This is a genomic window from Rhodococcus sp. T2V (assembly GCF_029269925.1).
Lineage (GTDB): Bacteria > Actinomycetota > Actinomycetes > Mycobacteriales > Mycobacteriaceae > Rhodococcus_F > Rhodococcus_F koreensis.
The window spans coordinates 1-21,276 of sequence record NZ_JARJBD010000032.1; the positions used below are offsets into that span (position 1 = coordinate 1).

Here is a 21,276-nt window from a genome sequence, read left to right on the forward strand (position 1 = left end):
GCAACGCACTGACCTCACCGGCCGGAAGGGTCAACGTGACGTCCTGCCAGATCCTCTGCGAGCCGAAGGACTTGGTCAGTCCCTCGACGGATACCTCGACGCCCACGACAACCTCCAGTGTTTTGGGGACCGGTTCGATTCATTCGAACCGGGGGCTGGGCGGGATGCTCCACGCAGCAGGAAACGGCGCCATGAAATGTGCATGGGGCTCGTCCGCTGTGGCGAATGCCCAGCATTGATCGACTATCGAGATATACCACCACACGCCGTCTCGGCGTAAGGACCAATTGCCCGAAACTCGTATCCGGTTGTGTGGAAGTGGCTCTCGTCCATGCATCCGGGGAGGTCGGGAATTCGGGCATCGTGCCGAACGGGTATAGACATTGCATATGAACACGATGTATGGTCGCGATGTGCTGCGGCGAAGCAGCCATTCAGCGAGAACAAGGAGTCTTTCGATGCCGGCCACTGAAGCGCTGATCTTCGACGCGATCCGGACGCCACGGGGAAAGGGGAAGCCGGGTGGTGCCCTCCACACCGTCAAGCCCATCGACCTCGCAGTCGGGCTGATCGGCGATCTGCTCGATCGCAACCCCGGCCTCGATCCGAATCGTGTCGACGACCTCGTCCTCGGTGTCGTCTCCCCGGTCGGCGAGCAGGGTGGAAACGTTGCGCGCACAGCGAGTATCGCGGCCGGCCTCCCCGACACTGTTGCGGGAGTTCAGATCAACCGATTCTGCGCGTCCGGCCTCGAGGCCGTGAACATCGCCGCACAGAAGGTGCGCTCGGGATTCGAGGATCTCGTGTTCGCCGGGGGAGTCGAGTCGATGTCCCGGGTCCCGATGGGTTCCGACGGCGGCGCCTGGATGGACGACCCGGCCACCAACCTCGCCAGCCACTTCGTCCCCCAGGGTGTGGGCGCCGACCTGATCGCGACAATCGAGGGCTTCACCCGCGAAGACGTCGACGCGTATGCGGTGCGTTCACATCAGCGTGCCAGCCGTGCGCAGGCCGAGGGTCGATTCGACCACTCGACGGTTCCGGTGCGGGATCTCAACGGCCGCGTCCTGCTCGACACGAACGAACTCGTCCGGCCCGCCACCACCGTCGAATCGCTCAGTGCACTGAAGCCGTCGTTCGCAGCGCTCGGTGAGATCGCCGGCTTCGATGCCGTTGCGCTGCAGAAGTTTCACACCGTCGAGCGCATCGACCATGTTCATCATGCCGGTAACAGCTCCGGAATCGTCGACGGCGCATCACTGTTGGCGATCGGCAGCGAGGAAGTCGGACGAGAACTCGGGCTGACGCCACGCGGTCGGATCGTCGCGACCGCGGTTTCCGGCGCCGACCCGACCATCATGCTCACGGGCCCCGCCCCGGCGTCGGAGAAGGCGCTGGCGAAGGCGGGACTCACACCTGCAGACCTGGATCTCGTCGAAATCAACGAAGCGTTCGCATCGGTGGTCCTGCGGTTCGTCCGCGACCTCGGCCTCGACCTCGACAAGGTCAACGTCAACGGCGGCGCCATCGCGATGGGTCATCCCCTCGGCGCCACCGGTGGCATGATCGTCTCCACCCTCCTCGACGAACTGCACCGCACCGGTGGACGTTACGGCCTCGTGACCCTCTGCGTCGGTGGCGGCATCGGCATCGCCACCGTCATCGAAGCACTCCACCAGAGCTGAAAACCGGAAGGACTCACACGGCTATGAGCCAGAACAGCATCATTCGCTGGGACCGGGACGACCAGGGCGTCGTCGTCCTCACGATCGACGACCCCAGTCAACGCGTCAACACGATGAATGCCGGATTCGTCGACGCCCTGGCGTCCACGCTCGACCGCATCGAGGCCGAACGCGACTCGGTCACCGGCGTCGTCGTCACCTCCGGCAAGAGCACGTTCTTCGCCGGGGGCGACCTGGGCGATCTTCGGGGAGCGACGAAAGACCGCATCGAGGAATTCTCCGCGTTCGTCGACCGGAACAGTGGTCTGCTGCGACGCCTCGAGACGATCGGCCGCCCGGTGGTCGCGGCGATCAACGGTTCCGCGCTCGGCGGTGGGCTCGAACTGGCCCTCGCCGCTCACCATCGCGTCGCGGTCGACGATCCGAAGACGATCGTCGGACTGCCCGAGGTCACACTCGGTCTGTTGCCGGGCGCGGGTGGCGTGGTGCGGTCGGTGCGGATGCTCGGCGTCGAGCGGGCGCTGTCCGAGCTGCTGCTGCAGGGCCGCAAGCACAGCGCCCGGTCGGCCCACGAACTCGGTCTCGTCGACGAGCTGGTCGAAACGCAGTCGGAACTCGTTGCTGCGGCCAAGAAATGGATCGTCGACCACCCCGACGCGGTTCAGCCGTGGGACGTGAAGGGCCACCGCATTCCCGGCGGGACGCCCGGCGACCGGAGCGAGCAACTGAACTCCCGCCTCCCCGCCATCCCGGCCCTGTTGCGCAAGCAACTCAAGGGCGCGAACTACCCGGCGCCGCAAAACATCATCGCCGCGGCAGTGGAGGGCGCGCAGGTCGACTTCGACAACGCACTCCGCATCGAGGCGCGCTACTTCGTCGACCTGGCGACCGGGCAGGTTGCCAAGAACATGATCCAGGCTTTCTTCTTCGACATGCAGGCCGTCAACGGCTCGCGCGGCCGCAGCGCCGACCGCACGCCCTGGCGTGCACGGAAGGTCGTGGTGCTGGGTGCGGGCATGATGGGCGCGGGAATCGCCTACGAATGCGCTCGCGCCGGCATCGACGTCGTCCTGAAGGACGTGACCCTCGACGCCGCCGAACGCGGAAAAGGCTACTCGAACAAGCTCGTCGAGAAGCAGGTGGCATCGGGGCGGACATCGCAGGAGAACGGTGATGCACTGCTGTCGCGGATCCTGCCCACCGACGACCCGGCTGCTGCCGAGGGCGCCGATCTGGTGATCGAGGCCGTGTTCGAGGACCCGGCCGTCAAGGCGCAGGTGCTCGGCGAGATCGAACCGTTCCTCGCCGAGGGCGCGCTGATCGGATCGAACACCTCGACCCTGCCCATCACGGGCCTGGCCGAGAACGTCGGCCGGCCCGAGGATTTCATCGGGCTCCACTTCTTCAGCCCGGTCGACCGGATGCCGCTCCTCGAGATCATCAAGGGTGAGAAGACGTCCGACGACACTCTCTCCCGCGCGCTGGATCTCGCGAAGCAGATTGCGAAGACTCCGATTGTCGTCAACGACAGTCGCGGATTCTTCACCAGCCGCGTGATCGGCACGTTCATCAACGAGGCACTGGCACTGCTCGGTGAGGGTGTCCCCGCGACGACGATCGAGCAGGCGAGCTCCCAGGCCGGCTACCCGGCACCCGTGCTGCAACTGGCGGACGAGCTCAATCTGGAACTGCTCCGACGGGTCCGCGACACCGCCAGGCAGGCCGCCGAAGACGCCGGGCAGAGCTGGACCGGGCATCCCGCCGAGGCCGTTCTCGACGCGATGCTGTCCGAGCACGGCCGCGCGGGCCGGCTGGCGGGCGCGGGATTCTACGAATACGACGGCCGCAAACGCACCCGGCTGTGGACGGGTCTCGCAGACGCCTTCGGCGGCGGCAACACCGCCGTCCCCCTCGGCGACGTGGTGGAACGCCTGCTCTTCGCCGAGGCGATCGAATCGGTGAAGTGCCTGGACGAAGGGGTACTCGAGGCGGTGCCCGACGCGAACGTCGGGTCGATCCTCGGCATCGGCTTCCCCGGGTGGACTGGCGGTGTCCTCCAGTACATCGACGGGTACGACGGCGGGGTCGCGGGCTTCGTCGCACGCGCCCGGCAACTCGCGCAGACCTACCATCAGCGTTTCAGCCCTCCCGCATCGCTCGTAGAGATCGCGGAGTCCGGCGGCACACTCGCCGATTCTCGGGCCGCCGTCCTCGTCGGCGCCCCCTAGTCCGCCGGGCGGACGGGAAACGACTCGACCCGTCCGCCCGGCTTTCCACGTTCCCGGGCCGAATGGTCCGGGGACCGAACAGGAGTGACATGAGTTCGACATTGGTGGAGGTCGAGCCCGGAGTGCGGATCAACGTACTCGAATTGGGCGTCGGCGATCCCGTTCTGCTGATCCACGGGTGGAGCTTGAGCTCCGCGGTGTGGGACCGGCAGATCCGTGTGCTCGCCGAGGCCGGCCACCGGGTACTCGCGATGGACCTCCGGGGCCACGGCGGCTCCGATGCTCCGCTGGGCGACTACGGCATCGATCGCCTCGCGGCGGACGGTGCAGCGATCCTCGACGCGTTCGGTGCCGCCGGCGCGGCCGTCGTCGGCTGGTCGCTGGGCGGGATGACGGCGCTGCGGATGGCCTATCGCTACCCGGCCCTGGTCGACCGCCTGGTGCTCGTCGCGTCGAACGGTGTCGCCGGTGCCCGGCAGCCGGACTACCCGTTCGGCGTGCCCGCGGACGCCGTCGAGAGCGGTATGCACGCAGCCGAGCACGTGAACCGGTTGCCGTACCGCAGGCAGGCGGTCGGCGACCCGTTCGGCGCACCGCCGGATCAGCAGACCCTCGACTGGCTGCAGCGGATCTCGCTGCAGACGCCCAGTTGGGCTGCCAACGCGTGCATGACGACGCTGCTGCGGACGGCACAGGTGCACGTACTGGACGACCTCGACGTTCCGGTCACGCAGATCATCGGCACAGCGGACCCGGCGCTGTCCGTCCGCGGGGCCCGGTGGGTCCACGAGCGGATCCACAGCACGCTGGTGGAACTCGACTGCGGCCACTACCCGATGCTGGAGAAGGCCGACGTGTTCGACGAGGCCCTGTTGCGAGCCGTGCGGGAACCGGCGGCCCGTCTCGTCGAGGCACCGTCCAGTCATAGTGTCCAGACATAGGGTATTCTCACTATCGTGAGTACACGGCCAGTTTCGCGCCAGCGACCGCGCGCACACGACGGGCAGCGCAGCGCCGAGGTCGCGGTGTTCGAGGCAACCGAGCAGTTGCTGCAGGAAACCTCGATGCAGGATCTCACCGTCGCGCAGATCATCAAACGTGCGGGCCTGTCGCGGGCGAACTTCTACCACTACTTCGCGTCGAAATACGACGTCCTGGTGGCGATGATCGCGCGACTTTTCGACGATGCCTATTCGGAGTCCGTCCCCTGGCAGGCGCCCCCCGGTAAGACACGGGCCAAGTCGATGGACGCGAGCATGCGCGGCACCATCGACATGTGGTCCGCGCACGGCGCGGTCATCTGCGCCGCGGTGGAGCAGATGCACAGTGTGCCCGCCGTTGCCGCCGCGTGGAAGGTGATGCTCGAGCAGTTCGTCGGGGCGGTCGCGGAACAGATCATCCACGAGCGCGCGAACGGTGCCGCACCCGACGGCGCGTCACCGGAGATGATCGCCACCATGCTGGTCGGTGGCGTCGAGCGGACGTTCTACGTGGGCTCGAAGGGCCTGGACGAGCGGTTGCCGTCCGCCGAGAGCGCGGTCGATTCGATCGTGGCACTCACGTTCGCCGCGATCTACGGCAACCAACGCCCGGTCACACGCGCGAAGCGGAAGAAGTCGGCAGCGAAGAATGCGGGGGCGGTGGCCGTACCGGTCGCGCCGGCCGCGGGCGAGGCCACGGCGAGTACCGACACCGCCGCCACCATCCTGAAGGCGGTCAACGACCTGCTCCAGGAAGAGACCCTCGACGAACTCAGTGTCGCCCACATCCTCGAGCGCGCCGATGCGTCCCGCGGAACCTTCTACTTCTATTTCGGAAGCAAGGACGACGCGTTCGTCGCTTTGTTCAAGGAATTCGCGGAACGGATCGCGAGCGGGTTCGAGATGCTGGTGCAGATGGACCGGAGCGATCCGACCGGGATCCGGGAACTGGTGGCCGACTGGCTCGACCTCGACGAGCCCACGCTTGCTGTGGCGCGCAATGCCGTTCACGAATGGCCGCGCCGTCCCGAGTTGGGGCGCCTCTACCTCGACACGGTCAGTCGGATGACCACCGCCCTGCAGGCGATGATCGAGACGGACCGAGCGGCCGGTATTGCCGTGGACGGCCCTCCCGCCGCCGAATTCGCGGCCGTGATCATGTGGACCATCGAGCGGACGGTGGCCGGTTCGATGGCGGGGGAAGAACACCTCGACGATATCGGCTCGGTGACGAAGTTGCTCGGCGAGTTGCTCGTCTCTGCCATTTATGGTCTCTGACCTGTGAGTACTTATTAACCGCCGGCGGTTAATAAGTACTCACGGGCCGCAAGGCACGCCTCCCCGGGGGCGTGCCTTGTTGCGTTTCGGCGGCGGTTGACCGTGCCTGCAGAATCGTTGACATCACGTCTGAACACTCTGTATTGTCGGTGACATGACTCACACCTCCACGTTTCCTGTGACCGGCGACGCCGGGTCGCCGGCACCTCTCGTCCGCACCATCGAAGAGCTGACTCCCGAATGGATGACTGCGGCACTTGCCAAGGCGCGCCCGGGAATCCGGGTGACCGGGGTGGACATCGACCGTGTCATCTGGGGTTCGGCCACCAAGGCGTTCGCGAAGCTCGAGTTCGACGGCGACTCGCAGGGGATCCCCGAAAGAGTGTGCGTCAAGGGAGGATTCGACGAACGGAGCCGTGCATTCGGACTCGGCGCCGCCTACGAACTCGAGGGGTGCTTCTATCGCGACCTCGCGCCGAATCTCCAGGCGGAGGTTCCCGCGTGCTATTACGCGGAGGCCGAACCCGAGCAGGGCATCGTCATTCTCGAGGACCTCACGGCGCGGGGCGCCGAATTCGGCGAGGCGACGAACCTGTGGTCCGTCGACAGCGTCGCCGAGACGCTCGAGGTCCAGGCCAGCTGGCACGGACCGCTGTGGGGCAGCACGAAGGGCCGCTACGACTGGCTACCGGTCGGCGTCGAGGCCGCACGGCAGGCGTTCCAGGTGATGCTCAGCCCGGAGCAGTTCCATCCGCTGATCAGTCGTGACGAAATTCCCGAGCTGTCACCCGGACTGCGGGACGACGAAAGGGTCCGGCGCGCCTTCCGGGCGCTGTGGGAGCACGACGACAATGCGGTGCACACCATCAACCACGGTGATGCCCACTTCGCGCAGTTGTACCGGATTCCCGGCCAGGCGCCGGCGTTCCTCGACTGGCAGACCGCCTGTCTGGCCCCGTGGTCGCACGACGTCACCTACTTCATCGGATCGGCCCTGACCATCGAAGACCGTCGCGTCCACGAACGCGGACTTCTCGACCACTACCTCGACGCGCTCGAAGCGCATGGCGGACCGCGTATCTCGCCGGACGAGGCGTGGGCCGACTACCGTCGCCACACCCTGCACGGGTTCGCCTGGATGTGCGTTCCCACCGTGATGCAGCCGTCGGAAACCGTGGCTGCCATGGCGCATCGGTATGCCGCGGCGATCGAAGATCACGACCCGTTCGAACTCCTCTTCAAGGGATAGTTCGCCGTTCCGTTCCAAAGGGGATGGGCTGGAGTGCGTTTCGCGGCCGAGTTCGGCCGCGTTCCTCCGGGCCATCCCCTTTCTCGTGTCCGCATCTTGCTTCCATCCAGTGATTGACATCACGTATGAACACTTTGTATGGTCACTATATGCAGCAGACGACGACGCCGGGATCGGCACCCGATTCCTTCACCGATCAAGACCTTCGCGACGCCCTGGCGGACGCCAACCTGCCCACGTTGCTCGCGGCCCTCGCACACGTGACCGGAGAGGACCGCTGGATCGAATCGCCCTTCGTTCCCACGTTGCCGCCGGACCTCGGCGACCACGACTCCGGCGGATTCGCCGAGGACGTCCAGGACCGGATTCGGGCCGAAGCGTTCGACGTACTCCGCCGGCTCCGGGACGGAGAGGTCGAGCCCGCACCGCAGCCGGACCCCGACCGGCTGGTCCGGATCCTGAGCGCCACGCTGGGCGAGGTACTTCCGGAAGGGTACGGGCACCTCCTGGGCGAGGAACTCGGAATCTACGATCGCTCCTCCGTCCCGGTGTCGACCGTCGGCGAGCAGTCCCCGTTGCGGGTGGCGATCATCGGTGCGGGACTGTCGGGACTGTGCCTGGCGATCCGGCTCGAGCAGGCGCGGATCCCGTACGTCGTCATCGAGAAGAACGACGACGTCGGCGGCACCTGGCACGAGAACTTCTACCCGGGCTGCGGCGTCGACACCCCGAGCAACCTGTACTCGTTGTCGTTCGCCCTCAACCCGGACTGGACCCGCTACTTCGCCGGCCGCGACGAGCTGGCCGAGTACTGGCGCTCGCTGGCGGACCGGTGGGACGTGCGCCGGAACATCGTGTTCTCCACCGAGGTCGTCTCCGCCGCGTACGACGAGGAGCAGGCCTCCTGGAAGATCGTGACACGGGCAGCGGACGGGCTGGAGGACGAACTCGACGCGGACATCCTCGTCAGCGCGGTCGGACTCCTCAACCGTCCCAGCGTGCCGGTGATCCGCGGACTCGACACCTTCGAGGGCCCGTGCCTGCACACCGCCCGCTGGGACCGCGAGATCGACATCACGGGCAAGCGGGTGGCGGTGATCGGTACGGGTGCGAGCGCGATGCAGTTCGTCCCGGCCGCCGCGGGCGTGGCGAGCGAGGTGCGCGTCTTCCAGCGCTCACCGCAGTGGGCGATGCCGCACCCCAACTACCGGCGCGACATCCCCGACGGTGTGGCCTTCCTCAACCGCCACGTCCCGAACTACCAGGGGTGGTACCGGCTGCGGTTGTTCTGGCGGATGGGCGACAAACTGCACGGGCTGCTGCAGATCGACCCCGAGTACCCGCATCCCGACCGTGCCATCAACCGCGGCAACGACCGGCTGCGCAAGATCCTCACCTCGCACATCGAGAGCGAACTCGAGGGCCGCCCCGACCTGCTCGCGAAGAGCCTGCCGTCGTACCCGCCGTACGGGAAGCGGCTGCTCATCGACAACGGCTGGTTCCGCACGATCCGCCGCGACGACGTCGACCTGGTGACCGAGAACATCGAGACCGTCACCCCGCGCGGTGTGCGCACCACCGACGGCACCGAGTACGAGGCCGACATCATCGTTCTGGCAACCGGATTCGATGCCGTCCAGGTACTCGGATCGGTCGACATCCGCGGTCGAGACGGCACCTCGCTGCGCGAGGTCTGGGGCGACGACGACGGCCGCGCCTACCTCGGTATCACCGTGCCCGGCTTCCCCAACTTCTTCTGCCTCTACGGACCGAACACGAACACCGGTCACGGCGGCACCGTCGTCGCCGGCACCGAGATCCAGGTGCAGTACGTCACCAGCGTTCTCGCCGAGATGATCGACGAGGGACTCGCCAGCATCGAGGTCCGGCAGGACACGTTCGACAGGTACGACGACGAACTCGGCGAGGCGCTGTCGCGGACGATCTGGACGCATCCCGGCATGACCACCTACTACCGCAACAGCCGCGGCCGCGTGGTGACCAACAGCCCGTGGCAATACATCGAGTACTGGCGCCGCGCGCACCAGCCGAACATGGACGACTTCGAGGTCGAATCAGCGCTGTCACCGGCAGCCCGGATGGATGGACGTTCCGCATGACTACTGCAACCCGCACGACGGTGAAACCGGCCTCGACTTCCGATGCCGCCACCCACGTCGCGGCCCTGCGTGCCACGTTCCGCAGCGGACGCACCCGGTCGCTCACCTGGCGCCGCGCACAGCTCGAAGGGCTCGCCCGGTTGATCGCCGAACGTGAGGGCGACCTCGCGGCGGCGATCGAGCGGGACCTCGGCCGCTCCGCGATCGGCTCGTTCATGGGCGACCTCGCCCCGGTCCGCGCCGAGATCCGCCATACCCTGAAGAACCTCGAGCGGTGGTCGCGGCCTGCCCGTGCTGCCCTTCCCGTGACGCAGCAGCCGGGCAAGGCGTGGACGGTCGCGGAACCCAAGGGCGTGGTCCTGGTGATCGGGGCGTGGAACTTCCCGATTCTGCTCACCTTGCAGCCGTTGGTGAGCGCCTTGGCCGCCGGCAACACGGTGGTCGTGAAGCCGTCGGAACTGGCCCCGCACACCGCGCAGGTGCTCGCGGACCTGCTGCCGACGTACGTGGACCCGTCGGCGGTCGTCGTGGCGACCGGCGGCGCCGACGTGAGCACCGACCTGCTGCGGGAGCGGTTCGACCACATCTTCTTCACGGGGTCGCCGCGGGTGGGCCGTCTGGTCGCGGTGGCCGCGGCCGAGCACCTGACACCGGTCACCCTCGAACTCGGCGGCAAGAGCCCGGTGATCGTGTCGGCCGACGCCGACCTCGACGTCGCGGCCCGGCGGATCGCGTGGGCGAAATGTGTGAACAGCGGGCAGGCCTGTATCGCACCGGACTACGTGATCGTCGAGGAGGCGGTCCGTCCGGCATTCGTCGAGCGACTGCTCCGCGAACTGGCCGCGGCGTGGCGCGCCGAACCCACCCGTATCGTCGACGAGCACCACTTCGACCGGCTGAGCGGACTCCTGCAGGGCCACGGCGGCGAGACGAGCGGCGGGCAGCGTGACCGCGATTCCCTCCGGTTCGGTGCGGCCGTGGTCACCGACCCCGACCTCGACTCACCGCTGATGAACGAGGAGATCTTCGGGCCGATCCTCCCCGTCGTGACGGTGCCGTCGATCGACGCCGCGGTGGATGTGGTCAACAGCAGGCCGAAGCCCCTCGCACTGTACGTATTCGCGGAGTCGGACGCCACGGTGCAGACCATTCTCGACACCACCTCGTCCGGCTCGGTGGGAGTCAATCACCTCCTGTACCAACTGCTCGTTCCGGACCTGCCGTTCGGCGGGGTCGGCAACTCCGGCATCGGCGACTATCACGGCGAGCACGGGTTCGCGACATTCAGCCACCGGAAGTCGGTGCTGCGCAAGCCGACCAACCCCGACCCGTCGTTCGCCTACCCGCCGTACGGAGCCCTCGCCACCCGCCTGCTCCGCCGCCTCATGGGGTAGCTGCCGAAACCGAAAATCGCCCGGACTCTCTCCGCCGTAAAGGAATCGAAGCGTTGTCATCTCGAGTATCTCGCTGTGCCCGCACAGCCTCGTCTCCAGAGAAAGGCCCGTCATGAGTGTGCCCGTGCGCGAGACTGCCACCGCGAGGGTCGTGTCCGGCGTCGACACGGGACTGCGCGCCGTCGGGGGATTCTTCGAGCTGTGCGGTGAGACGTTCCGGGCCATGGCGAAGCGCCCGTTCCAATGGCGGGAACTGGTGCTGCAGTCGTGGTTCATCGTGCGTGTCGCGCTGCTGCCGACGCTGCTCGTCGCACTGCCGTTCACCGTGCTCGTGGTGTTCACCCTCAACATCCTGCTCGTGGAGTTCGGCGCGGCGGATCTGTCCGGCGCAGGGGCCGGCCTCGGCGCGGTCACACAGATCGGACCACTCGTCACCGTGCTCATCGTGGCAGGCGCAGGCGCGACGGCAATCTGCGCCGATCTCGGTGCGCGCACCATCCGGGAGGAGATCGACGCCATCCGGGTGCTCGGAATCGACCCGATCCACCGCCTCGTGGTGCCGCGTGTGCTGGCGTCGATGTTCGTGGCGGTGCTGCTGAACGGCCTCGTCATCACGATCGGGCTCACCGGCGGGTTCCTGTTCTCCGTCTACATCCAGAACGTCACCCCCGGTGCCTACGTGTCCTCGCTGACGTTCGTGACGGGACTGCCGGAGGTCATCATCTCGGAAGTCAAGGCCACCCTGTTCGGGCTGATCGCGGGTCTGGTGGCGTGCCACCGCGGGCTGACGGTGAAGGGCGGCCCGAAAAGCGTCGGCGACGCGGTGAACGAGACCGTGGTCTACGCGTTCATGGCCCTTTTCGCCGTCAATGTCGTGGTCACCGCCATCGGCGTCAAATTCGGAACAGGAGCCTGACGGATCATGGCAGTGCACAAGACGGTCGCCGGAAGCCGCTACCCGAAACTGGCCGACGCGGCAGGCATCCCGGTCCGCATCCTGCAGGCAATCGGGCACCAGGCCGACTTCTTCGGCAAGACGATCCGCCTGGCCCCGCACGCGATCTCCAGTTACAAGAAGGAGACCGTGCGGCTGATCGCCGAGATCGGCATGGGATCGGGTGCGATGGCGATCATCGGCGGTACCGTCGTCATCGTCGGTTTCATGACGCTCTCCGGCGGAACGCTCCTCGCGATCCAGGGTTTCAGCTCGCTCGGGAACATCGGTGTCGAGGCCCTGACCGGATTCTTCGCGGCGTTCATCAACGTGCGCATCGTCGCCCCGGTGATCTCCGGTATCGCGCTGGCGGCCACGATCGGCGCGGGCGCAACGGCCCAGTTGGGTGCCATGCGGATCAGCGAGGAGATCGACGCACTCGAGGTGATGGGTATCCGCTCCATGTCGTATCTCGTGTCGACGCGGTTGATCGCCGGCATGATCTCCATCGTCCCGCTCTACTCGATGGCCGTGATCATGTCGTTCGTGGCCTCGCAGTTCACGACCACATACGTGTACGGACAGTCCTCGGGCGTCTACGACCACTACTTCACCACCTTCCTGCGGCCCACCGACCTGTTCTGGTCGTTCCTACAGGCGGTGGTCATGGCACTCGTGGTGATGCTCATCCACTGCTACTACGGCTATCACGCACGCGGCGGACCCGCCGGTGTGGGAGAGGCGGTAGGCCGTGCGGTCCGGACGTCGCTGATCGCGGTCGTCTCGGTCACCCTCATTGCATCCCTGGCGATCTACGGAGCGTCCGGCAACTTCAATCTTGCGGGCTAGGGGTAAGGATTCATGATCTCGAGAAGAAGTGCCAAGTCGCACTATCACCCGCCGCCCCTGAAATCGAAGGGCGCAGCGCTCGTCGTCGGACTCGCAGCGATTCTGTTCGGCTGCCTGCTGTCCTTCAAGGGCGCATTCAACAGCACCGTTCCCCTGACCGTCGTGTCGGACCGTTCCGGACTGGTCATGGATCAGGGAGCCAAGGTGCAACTGAACGGAGTCCAGATCGGCAAGGTCCGCGAGATCGACCACGTCGCGGACGGCGCGAGCCTCCAACTCGACATCGACGAGCAGTGGTTCGGTCTCCTCACCGCCGACACCGTCGCAGAGATCAAGGCCACCACCGCGTTCGGGTCCAAGTACGTGGCCCTCGAGATCCCGGACGGGTCTTCGGGCGAACCCCTCGCGGCGGGACACGAGGTGCGTTCGCGCAACGTCACGACCGAGATCAACACCGTGTTCGAGAACCTGACCTCGGTCACCGAACATGTCGACGCGGCGAAGCTGAATGCGACGCTCGGCGCGGTCGCCACCGGACTCCGCGGTCGCGGTGATCGACTGGGCACCACGTTCACCGACGCCAACAGGTTCCTCGCAGCGGTCAACCCGACCCTGCCGACCCTCGCGAACGACTGGCGGGACACGGCCGCCACCGCCCACACGTACGCGGAAGCGGTTCCCGATTTCATGGCACTGCTCGGCAACGCCAGCGTCACGTCGGACACGCTGGTCGCCGAGGAGAAGCCGCTCGAGTCCACTCTCCAGGCGTTCCGGACGATGGGCGACGAGGGATTCGGCATCGCGTCCGAGAACGAGAAGAGCTTCCTCGACACCATGAGACTGTTCGTGCCCACCACGGCGCTCCTCGCCGAATACAGCCCCGAATACGCGTGCCTCTTCCAGCAGGCAGCGACGACCGCCGAGGCCGAGCAGCGCTTCGGTGCCGGAAACACCGGCTATTCGCTGGAACTCGACGCCGGCATCATGCCCGGCGACGACAACTACTCGTACCCCGAGAATCTTCCGATCGTCCAGGGCCGCGGCGGCCCCGGCGGCGCACCCGGCTGCTACCCGGCTGCTACCCGGAGATCACCAAGGACATGTTCCCGACGCCGCACCTGGTGGTCGACGGCGGTGCGAACATCGCGGATGCCACGGCGCCCCGCGCAGGATCGCCGAGCTTCGTCGAATACCTCTTCGGCACGACCGTGGGAGGGGTGGCTCCACGATGAAGATATCCGCAACGGCAACGAAACTCGCGATCTTCACGCTCGTCATGGTTCTCTTCACCGCGGCGGTCGTCATCGTGTTCGGCCAGTTCCGGTTCGGCAGCGAAAAGCAGTACAGTGCCGTGTTCGACGACGTGTCCGGGCTCCGGGACAACGAATTCGTCCGGGTTGCCGGCGTCGAGGTCGGCAAGGTGAAATCGGTCGACGTGCAGGAGGACTCCACGGCGCGGGTGACCTTCGCGCTGACGAAGAACGTCCCGCTCACCGAATCGACCCGTGCCGCAGTCAAGTTCAGCAACCTCATCGGCGACCACTATCTCGAACTCGTCGAAGGGTCCGGCCCACTCACACCGATGGGTGAAGGCGACACCATTCCCGTCGAACGCACGGTGCCTGCGCTGGATCTCGATGCCCTGATCAACGGATTCCGGCCCCTGTTCAAGGCGCTCGACCCCGAACAGGTCAATGCGCTGTCGACGTCCCTCATCGACGTCTTCCAGGGCCAGGGCGGCACCATCGACCACTTCCTGCAACAGGCCGGACAGCTGACCTCGGTCCTCGCCGACCGGGACCAATTGATCGGAGCCGTGATCGGCAATCTCAACACCCTCCTCGGGACCGTCGACCGCCGGAACGCCGAGTTCAACCAGGGCATCGACCAGTTGCAGCAACTCGTCACCAGGCTGGGGGAGCAGTCGGATCCGCTCGGCGACGCCCTCGTCCACATCGACGACGCGTCCAGTTCGATGGCCGCGCTACTCGAATCGACCCGGCCCGACGTCAAGGAAGACATCACCCAGGCCGGCAGGCTCTCCGATCAGGTCGTCGCCGACCAGGACTACATCAACTGGGCGTTCAATTCCCTTCCCGCCGCGTACAACAAGCTGTCGAGGCTGGGCCTGTTCGGCGACTTCTTCACGTTCTACCTCTGCGACGTGCAGTTGAAGGTGAACGGCCCGAACGGAGACCCCGTGTACATACCGATCGTCGGCCAGCGGGCCGGGAGGTGCAGCGCACCATGATTCGTTCCAAGACCGCACGAGTGGGCCTGGTCGGCATCGCGATCACCCTCGTCGTCGTGCTCACGTCGATGAACTTCGAGAAGCTTCAGTATCTGACCACGTCGTCGCACTATTCGGCGTACTTCGGTGACACGGGCGGCCTGCTGAGCGGCGACAAGGTGATGGTCGCCGGCGTCGAGGTCGGCAAGGTCCACTCCGTCGAACTCGACGGCGACAAGGTTCTCGTCGAGTTCACGGCGGACGGTGTGCGCCTCGGCAGCAAGACGGAACTGTCGATCAAGACGCGGACGGTGCTCGGCAACAAGTACCTTCAGGTGACCCCGCGCGGGGACGACGACCTCCTCGCGACGGACGACGTCATCCCGCTCGCCCAGACCACCACGCCGTACCTGCTCACGGACGCTCTCGGCGACCTCACCACCACGATCAGCGGACTCGACACCGACAAGCTGGCCGGCGCCCTCGACACGCTGGGCGAGACGCTCGATCAGACCGAGCCGAGCCTCGGCGCGGCGCTGGACGGAATGTCCCGGTTCTCGGACACCGTGAGCTCGCGGGATCAGCTGATTCAGGATCTGTCCCGCAACGCCGAATCCGTCACGGGTGTGCTCGCGGAGAGAAGCAATCAGATCGACAAGCTGCTCGTCGACGGCAACACCCTGTTCGCGTCGCTCGAGCAGCGCCGCCGGGCGATCGACACACTGCTCGGCAACGTCACGGCGGTGACGGCGCAGGTGAACGGACTCGTCGACGACAACGAGGCACAGCTGCGGCCCGTGCTCGACCAGCTCAACACGACAACCGGCCTGCTGAACCAGCAGAAAGACAATCTCGAGGCTTCGCTGAAGCCGCTGTCGCAGTATGCGACGTCGCTCGGCGAGTCCGTGGCCTCCGGCCCGTTCTTCAAGGCGTACATCATGAATCTGCTGCCCGGACAGTATTTGCAGCCGTTCATCGACGCCGCATTCCAGGAACAGGGCATCAACCCGGGAACCCTGAACGGGCAGAACACCTTCCCGGTGGCCTGCGGAGACAACAGCGCACCGGGCACCGTTCCGCCCGGCAGCACGACACCGTTGCCGAACCCGAGCAACTGCCCGGTGCAGCCCGGTGAAGTCCCGGTCGCGAACTCGACGCAGCCGCCCGCGGCGCCCGCTCTCCCCGCGCTGCCGCCCATCTCGATTCCCGGTCTGCCCCCACTGCCCGGATTGGGCGGATAGGACATGTCCACCATGTTGCACACCCTCCGACGTTCACGCCGCGTCTGGATCGCCGCGCTCGCCGTGGTGGCCGTCGCCGTCGTCGCGGCCACCGGGTGGAGTTTCTACCGCACGAGCTCCACGACGACCGTGACGGCGTACTTCGCGAACACCAACGGAATCTACGTCGGCGACCAGGTGAAGATCCTCGGAGTCGACGTCGGCAAGATCGATGCGATCGAGCCGGACGGCGAACGGATGAAGGTCACCTTCCACTACGACTCGCAATACCAGGTTCCGCAGGACGCCAAGGCAGCGATTCTTTCACCGAGCCTGGTCACGTCGCGGGCGATCCAGCTGACCCCCGCCTACACCGGAGGTCCCGCGCTCGCCGACCAGGACGAGATTCCACTCGAGCGGACCGCGGTCCCGATCGAGTGGGACGACTTCCGCGCGCAGCTCCAGCACCTCTCCGAATCGCTCGGCCCCACCGAGGAGAGCGCCAACGGTCCGCTCGGCCAGTTCGTGAACGACGCCGCGGATTCGCTCAGCGGCAAGGGAACCGACATCAACACCACCCTCACCAAGTTGTCCGAGGCGATGTCGACGCTGTCCGACGGACGGGACGACGTGTTCGCGACGGTGCGCAATCTGCAGGTGTTCGTGTCGGCGCTCGCCGCGAGCGACCAGCAGATCGTGCAGCTCAACCAGAACCTCGCCTCGGTGTCCGGCGTGCTCACCAACTCCGATCAGGAACTGGCCACCTCGCTGGACAGCGTGGATGCCCTCGTCCACCGCATCGGGCAGTTCATCGGCGACAACCGCGAAGGGCTGGGGAAGTCCGTCGACGACCTGGCCGCGGTGACCACCATGCTGAACGAGTCACGCCCGGACATCGAGCAGCTTCTCCACGTCCTGCCGAACACGCTGCAGAACTTCTACAACATCTATCAGCCGGCGCAGGGCTCGATGACCGGTGCGCTGGCGGTGACGCAGATGCAGAACCCCATCCAGTTCATCTGTGGCGCAATCCAGGCCGCGAGCCAGAAGGGCGCCGCGGAGTCCGCGAAACTCTGCGTCCAGCATCTCGCCCCGGTCCTCAACCTCATCCAGATGAACTATCCGCCGGCAGGCGCCAACCCGATCACCAGTGTCCAGGTGCGCCCCGACCAGATCGACTACAGCCAGGACTACCTGCGCGGCACGGTGCCGACCGCCCCACCGGTGCGCACCGTGGACGCCCGCGCCGGCATTCCGGGCCTCCTCGGGCTGGCCACCCCGATGACGAGTGGAGGCCGATGATGTTCCGGTACACACCCTTACGGCGGTCGATCGGCCTCCTGTTGACCGGGCTGTCGGCGGCACTGCTGACCAGCTGCGGCTGGGAGGGCGCGAACTCCCTGCCGCTGCCCGGAACCGAAGGATCCGGAGACGGCTCGTACACGGTGACCATCGAGATGCCGAACGTCACGTCGATCCAGCGCAACAGTCGCGTCCGGGTCCACGACGTGACCGTCGGGAACGTCACCGACGTGCAACTCCAGGACTGGCACGCCCTGGTCACCGTGCGGCTCGACGGCGATGTCGCGCTGCCGAAGAACGCGACCGCCAAGATCGGGCAGACCAGCCTGCTCGGCTCGCTGCACGTCGAACTCGCGGAACCGCTCGACGAGCAGCCGAGCGGTTCGCTCGGGAACGGCGACACGATCCCGCTCGATCACGCGGGTCAGTACCCCACCACGGAACAGACCCTGGCCGCCGTGTCGGTGGTGCTCAACGGCGGCGGCCTCGGTCAGTTGCAGGAGATCGACACCCAGCTCAACGCCGCCCTCGGCGGCCGCGAATCGGACGTGCGCACGTTCCTGACCCAGCTCGACACGTTCACGAGCGCGCTGAACACCCAGAAGGTCGACATTCTCACCGCGTTGGAAGGACTCGATCGGCTCGCACTCACCGCGAACGAGCAGACGCAGACCCTCGAGAGCGCACTCGAACGGATCCCACCCGCCATCGAGACACTCAACCGGCAGAAGGACAACCTGACCGGGTCCGTCACGTCCGTAGGTAATTTCGCCGACGTCGCGAACCGGACGGTGACGGCCGGTTCCGAGGACATCCAGCAGAATCTGCGGGATCTCGCGCCGACCCTGCGCGAATTGGCGAACGCCGGCCCGGGGCTCGCCGGTTCGCTGGGCATGCTTCCCACATTCCCGTGGCCGCTCGCAGGCCTCCCGAAATACATCCAGGGCGACGCGGGCAACCTGTCCGCCACGCTCGACCTCACCCTGGGCCGCATCGACGCGAACTTCCTGCAGGGCACGCCGCTCGCAGGCACCCTCTACAACGCGGAGACCGCCCTCGGCCGCACCGTCGGCCGGATGCCGACCGCGGACAAGAACCCGCTGACCGCTCCGCTCGAGTCGGTCGTGATCCGAGGTGGACAGTGATACTCACACGTTTCGTCCGCATCCAGCTGACCATCTTCAGCATCCTCACGGTGGTGGCGCTGACGGTGATGGGTCTGCACTACATGCGCCTGCCCGCGATCGCCGGGATCGGCCGCTACGAGCTGACGGTCGAGCTGCCCACGAGCGGTGGGCTCTACGGCACCGCCAACGTCACCTACCGCGGCGCCACGATCGGCACGGTCACCGACGTCGTCCCCACGGCCTCGGGCGCCCGCGCGACCCTGCGCGTCGACAGTTCCACGAAGATCCCCGCGGACGCACGAGCCGAAGTGCACAGCCGGTCGGCGATCGGCGAGCAGTACGTGGATCTCGTCCCCACCGGTCTGGGTGGCCCCTACCTGCAGGACGGTGATCTGATCCCCACCGACCGCACGTCGGTGCCGCAGGACATCGCCCCGATGTTCGACACCGTCAACAGGGGTCTGGAGGCCATCCCCGAGGACAAGCTCGCCACCCTGATCGACGAGAGTTACAACGCCTTCAACGGAACCGGTGAGGACATTCAACGGCTGATCGAGTCGTCGAGTGCCGTGGCGGCCACGGCCGCCGACACCGCGGATCCGACGGCCCGCCTCGTCTCGGACGCTGCCCCGTTCCTCCGATCCCAGGTGGACAGCGGCCCCGCCCTGCAGGAGTGGGTACGCCACCTCCGCGAGGTCAGCGCGCAGGCCGCCGGACGCGACGCGCAGGTGCGCAGCATCTTCCAGACCGCCCCGGCGGCGTCGACGGAACTGACAGAACTGTTCCGGCGACTTCGGCCCACGACCCCGCTCCTGCTGGCGAACCTCACCAGCCTCGGTCAGGTCGCCGTCACGTACAACCGGTCGCTCGAACAGGCGTTGGTGCTGGTTCCCCCGAGCGTCGGACTGATGAAGACGATGACCGTCCCCAACGAGGACACGACGGGTGCGGCGTTGATGGACTTCAACCTCAACCTGAACACGTCCCCGCCCTGCACCACGGGATTCCTGCCGGCGTCCGAGCGACGCGACGGTTCCGCGACCGATTCACCGGTCCGGACGTCCGACGCGATCTACTGCGCGGTCCCGCAGGACGCCGACGTCGCGGCACGCGGCGCCCGGAACATGCCGTGCATGGACAAGCCGGGGAAGCGGGCTCCCACCGTCGAAATCTGCAAGAGCGACGAGGAGTACGTGCCCAAGGGCACCAATCCCTGGGTGGGCAATCCCACCCCGACCACGGACAACCCGCTCGCGGCCGAGGGCAACGCCGCGTTCGACGCGATCGGTGTTCCGCAACCCGCCGCCGCGCCGGCGTCGGTGGGAACTGCGAGCTACAACCCCTCCACCGGTGAATACCGGGGTGCCGACGGGCAGATCTACCGCCAACCCGACCTGGTGCCCGCCGGGGTCCCCACTCTCGAAAATCTCCTGACCTTAGGACGCTGATCATGGTGCGACGCGTAACTTCCCGACTCGCAGTCACCGCGGCAGATGCCGCGGCCCAGGCCTCGCGAGCCGCCGCCGAAGCGGAGGCGGCGGCGCGCGAAGCCGAGGCGGCACTCGCCCGTGCGCTGGCCGAAGACGCGTCCACCGACATCGACGACAGCGCGACGGAGGCGCCCGGCACCGCGCGGAAACATCCACGGTGGGCCGCGGTCGGAGCCGTCCTGTCGGCGGTCGCCGTGGTCGCACTCGCGGTGACGTCCGTCGGGCTGGCGCGCTCCCACGACGACCATCACGCAGTCGCCGACCACGATCTCGAACTCCTCCAGGGAACCCGGCAGGCGGTCATGAACCTCATCACCCCGAGCGCCGCCGACCCGGCGGGGAGCGCGCAGCGCATTCTCGACGGGGCGACGGGGGAGTGGAAGACCGAATTCGAAAGCACCAAAACGGAGTTCATCGACACCATCGCGCAGTCGAAGACCGAATCGACCGGTGAGATCCTCGGCGCGGGAATCGAGCGTGCGAACGACGACGGCACCACCTCGGTGATGGTGGCCGCCGTGACCAAGGTGACCAACGCGGCGGGAGCCAAGGACGAACCCCGCACGTGGCGATTGCGGGTGCAGGTCGGCAAGGACGGGGATCTCTACAAGCTCGCGAAGATCGAGGTAGTGCCATGACCATGGAACAGACGCTCGAACGAAACACCGGCACCGACGAAGACAGCGGTCCCGCCGAGGCGGTGCGGCCGCGGCGGCGTGCGGTCCTTCCGGTCGTCGCGGTGGTGACGGTGCTACTCCTGGGCTACAGCGCCATCATGCACTTCACCGTCGGCACGCGGGACAGCTCTCTCGAACAGGTGCGTTCGGGTGCCGCCGGTGAGATCGGCGACCTGACGGCCACGATTCTCAGCTACTCACCCGACACCGTCGAGGCCGACGTCGAGACCGCGAAAACGCATCTCACCGGGAACTTTCTGACCGAGTTCAGCGACCTGGGCGCCAGTGACATCGTGCCGCGCGCCAAGCAGGACGCGATCAGTGCGCAGTGGGACGTGACCGGCACGTCCCTGGTGTCGGCCGAAGCCGACGCGGCCACGGTGCTGGTGTTCCTGCACGGGACCGTGACGAGCGGCGCGACACCTCAACCCGAGGAGTTGTCGAGCAGCGTGCGTGTACGCGCCGAGCGGACCGGCCAATCCTGGTCGATCTCAGACCTCGAGCCTCTGTGAA

The 21,276-nt window shown here is 66.8% G+C and carries 16 protein-coding genes and 2 pseudogenes; 17 read left to right on the forward strand and 1 reads right to left on the reverse strand.

Annotation, left to right across the window (positions count from 1 at the left end; genetic code table 11):
* Positions 1-118, reverse strand: a pseudogene (locus P3H15_RS25225) (ABC transporter ATP-binding protein); the annotation flags it as partial.
* Between the two features lie 340 nt (positions 119-458).
* Here P3H15_RS25225 and P3H15_RS25230 point away from each other — a divergent pair.
* The 17 genes and pseudogenes from P3H15_RS25230 to P3H15_RS25310 all read left to right on the forward strand — a co-directional run bounded on the left by P3H15_RS25230 (position 459) and on the right by P3H15_RS25310 (position 21,275).
* Positions 459-1,685, forward strand: coding sequence for an acetyl-CoA C-acetyltransferase (locus P3H15_RS25230; RefSeq protein WP_276139734.1), 1,227 nt, complete (start codon positions 459-461; stop codon positions 1,683-1,685).
* A gap of 23 nt (positions 1,686-1,708) precedes the next feature.
* Positions 1,709-3,913: a 3-hydroxyacyl-CoA dehydrogenase NAD-binding domain-containing protein gene (locus tag P3H15_RS25235; protein WP_276139735.1), complete on the forward strand. Its 2,205-nt coding sequence runs from the start codon at positions 1,709-1,711 to the stop codon at positions 3,911-3,913.
* A gap of 89 nt (positions 3,914-4,002) precedes the next feature.
* Complete coding sequence (locus tag P3H15_RS25240) at positions 4,003-4,854, forward strand: alpha/beta fold hydrolase (RefSeq protein ID WP_276139736.1); 852 nt, start codon at positions 4,003-4,005, stop codon at positions 4,852-4,854.
* A gap of 15 nt (positions 4,855-4,869) precedes the next feature.
* Positions 4,870-6,171, forward strand: a complete 1,302-nt coding sequence (locus tag P3H15_RS25245; RefSeq protein WP_276139737.1) for a TetR/AcrR family transcriptional regulator — start codon at positions 4,870-4,872, stop codon at positions 6,169-6,171.
* Between the two features lie 154 nt (positions 6,172-6,325).
* Positions 6,326-7,420 (forward strand): phosphotransferase, encoded by a 1,095-nt coding sequence (locus P3H15_RS25250; protein WP_276139738.1) that lies wholly within the window; start codon positions 6,326-6,328, stop codon positions 7,418-7,420.
* Positions 7,421-7,569: 149 nt separating this feature from the next.
* Positions 7,570-9,540 carry an NAD(P)/FAD-dependent oxidoreductase gene (locus P3H15_RS25255; RefSeq protein WP_276139739.1) on the forward strand — a complete coding sequence of 657 codons (1,971 nt, stop codon included), beginning with the start codon at positions 7,570-7,572 and terminating at the stop codon, positions 9,538-9,540.
* A complete protein-coding gene (locus P3H15_RS25260) occupies positions 9,537-10,934 on the forward strand; it encodes an aldehyde dehydrogenase family protein (RefSeq protein WP_276139740.1) in 1,398 nt (465 codons plus the stop codon). Before P3H15_RS25255 ends, P3H15_RS25260 begins: the two co-directional genes overlap by 4 nt.
* Before the next feature lie 112 nt (positions 10,935-11,046).
* Positions 11,047-11,850: an ABC transporter permease gene (locus tag P3H15_RS25265; RefSeq protein WP_276139741.1), complete on the forward strand. Its 804-nt coding sequence runs from the start codon at positions 11,047-11,049 to the stop codon at positions 11,848-11,850.
* Positions 11,851-11,856: 6 nt separating this feature from the next.
* On the forward strand, positions 11,857-12,717 hold the full coding sequence (locus P3H15_RS25270) for an ABC transporter permease (RefSeq protein ID WP_276139742.1): 861 nt from the start codon (positions 11,857-11,859) through the stop codon (positions 12,715-12,717).
* A gap of 12 nt (positions 12,718-12,729) precedes the next feature.
* Positions 12,730-13,707, forward strand: a pseudogene (locus P3H15_RS25275) (MCE family protein); the annotation flags it as partial.
* A 286-nt stretch (positions 13,708-13,993) separates the two neighbouring features.
* Positions 13,994-14,968, forward strand: a complete 975-nt coding sequence (locus tag P3H15_RS25280; RefSeq protein WP_346348804.1) for an MCE family protein — start codon at positions 13,994-13,996, stop codon at positions 14,966-14,968.
* The gene (locus tag P3H15_RS25285) at positions 14,965-16,188 is read left to right on the forward strand and encodes an MCE family protein (RefSeq protein ID WP_276139744.1); all 1,224 of its coding nucleotides are present in this window, start codon (positions 14,965-14,967) and stop codon (positions 16,186-16,188) included. Before P3H15_RS25280 ends, P3H15_RS25285 begins: the two co-directional genes overlap by 4 nt.
* 3 nt (positions 16,189-16,191) lie before the next feature.
* The gene (locus P3H15_RS25290) at positions 16,192-17,469 is read left to right on the forward strand and encodes an MCE family protein (RefSeq protein ID WP_276139745.1); all 1,278 of its coding nucleotides are present in this window, start codon (positions 16,192-16,194) and stop codon (positions 17,467-17,469) included.
* The gene (locus P3H15_RS25295) at positions 17,466-18,614 is read left to right on the forward strand and encodes an MCE family protein (RefSeq protein WP_276139746.1); all 1,149 of its coding nucleotides are present in this window, start codon (positions 17,466-17,468) and stop codon (positions 18,612-18,614) included. Before P3H15_RS25290 ends, P3H15_RS25295 begins: the two co-directional genes overlap by 4 nt.
* Positions 18,611-20,044, forward strand: coding sequence for an MCE family protein (locus P3H15_RS25300; protein ID WP_276139747.1), 1,434 nt, complete (start codon positions 18,611-18,613; stop codon positions 20,042-20,044). Before P3H15_RS25295 ends, P3H15_RS25300 begins: the two co-directional genes overlap by 4 nt.
* Before the next feature lie 2 nt (positions 20,045-20,046).
* On the forward strand, positions 20,047-20,724 hold the full coding sequence (locus P3H15_RS25305) for a hypothetical protein (RefSeq protein ID WP_276139748.1): 678 nt from the start codon (positions 20,047-20,049) through the stop codon (positions 20,722-20,724).
* Entirely contained in the window at positions 20,721-21,275 is a 555-nt protein-coding gene (locus P3H15_RS25310) for a hypothetical protein (RefSeq protein ID WP_276139749.1), read from the forward strand. Before P3H15_RS25305 ends, P3H15_RS25310 begins: the two co-directional genes overlap by 4 nt.
* Position 21,276 lies beyond the last annotated feature (1 nt).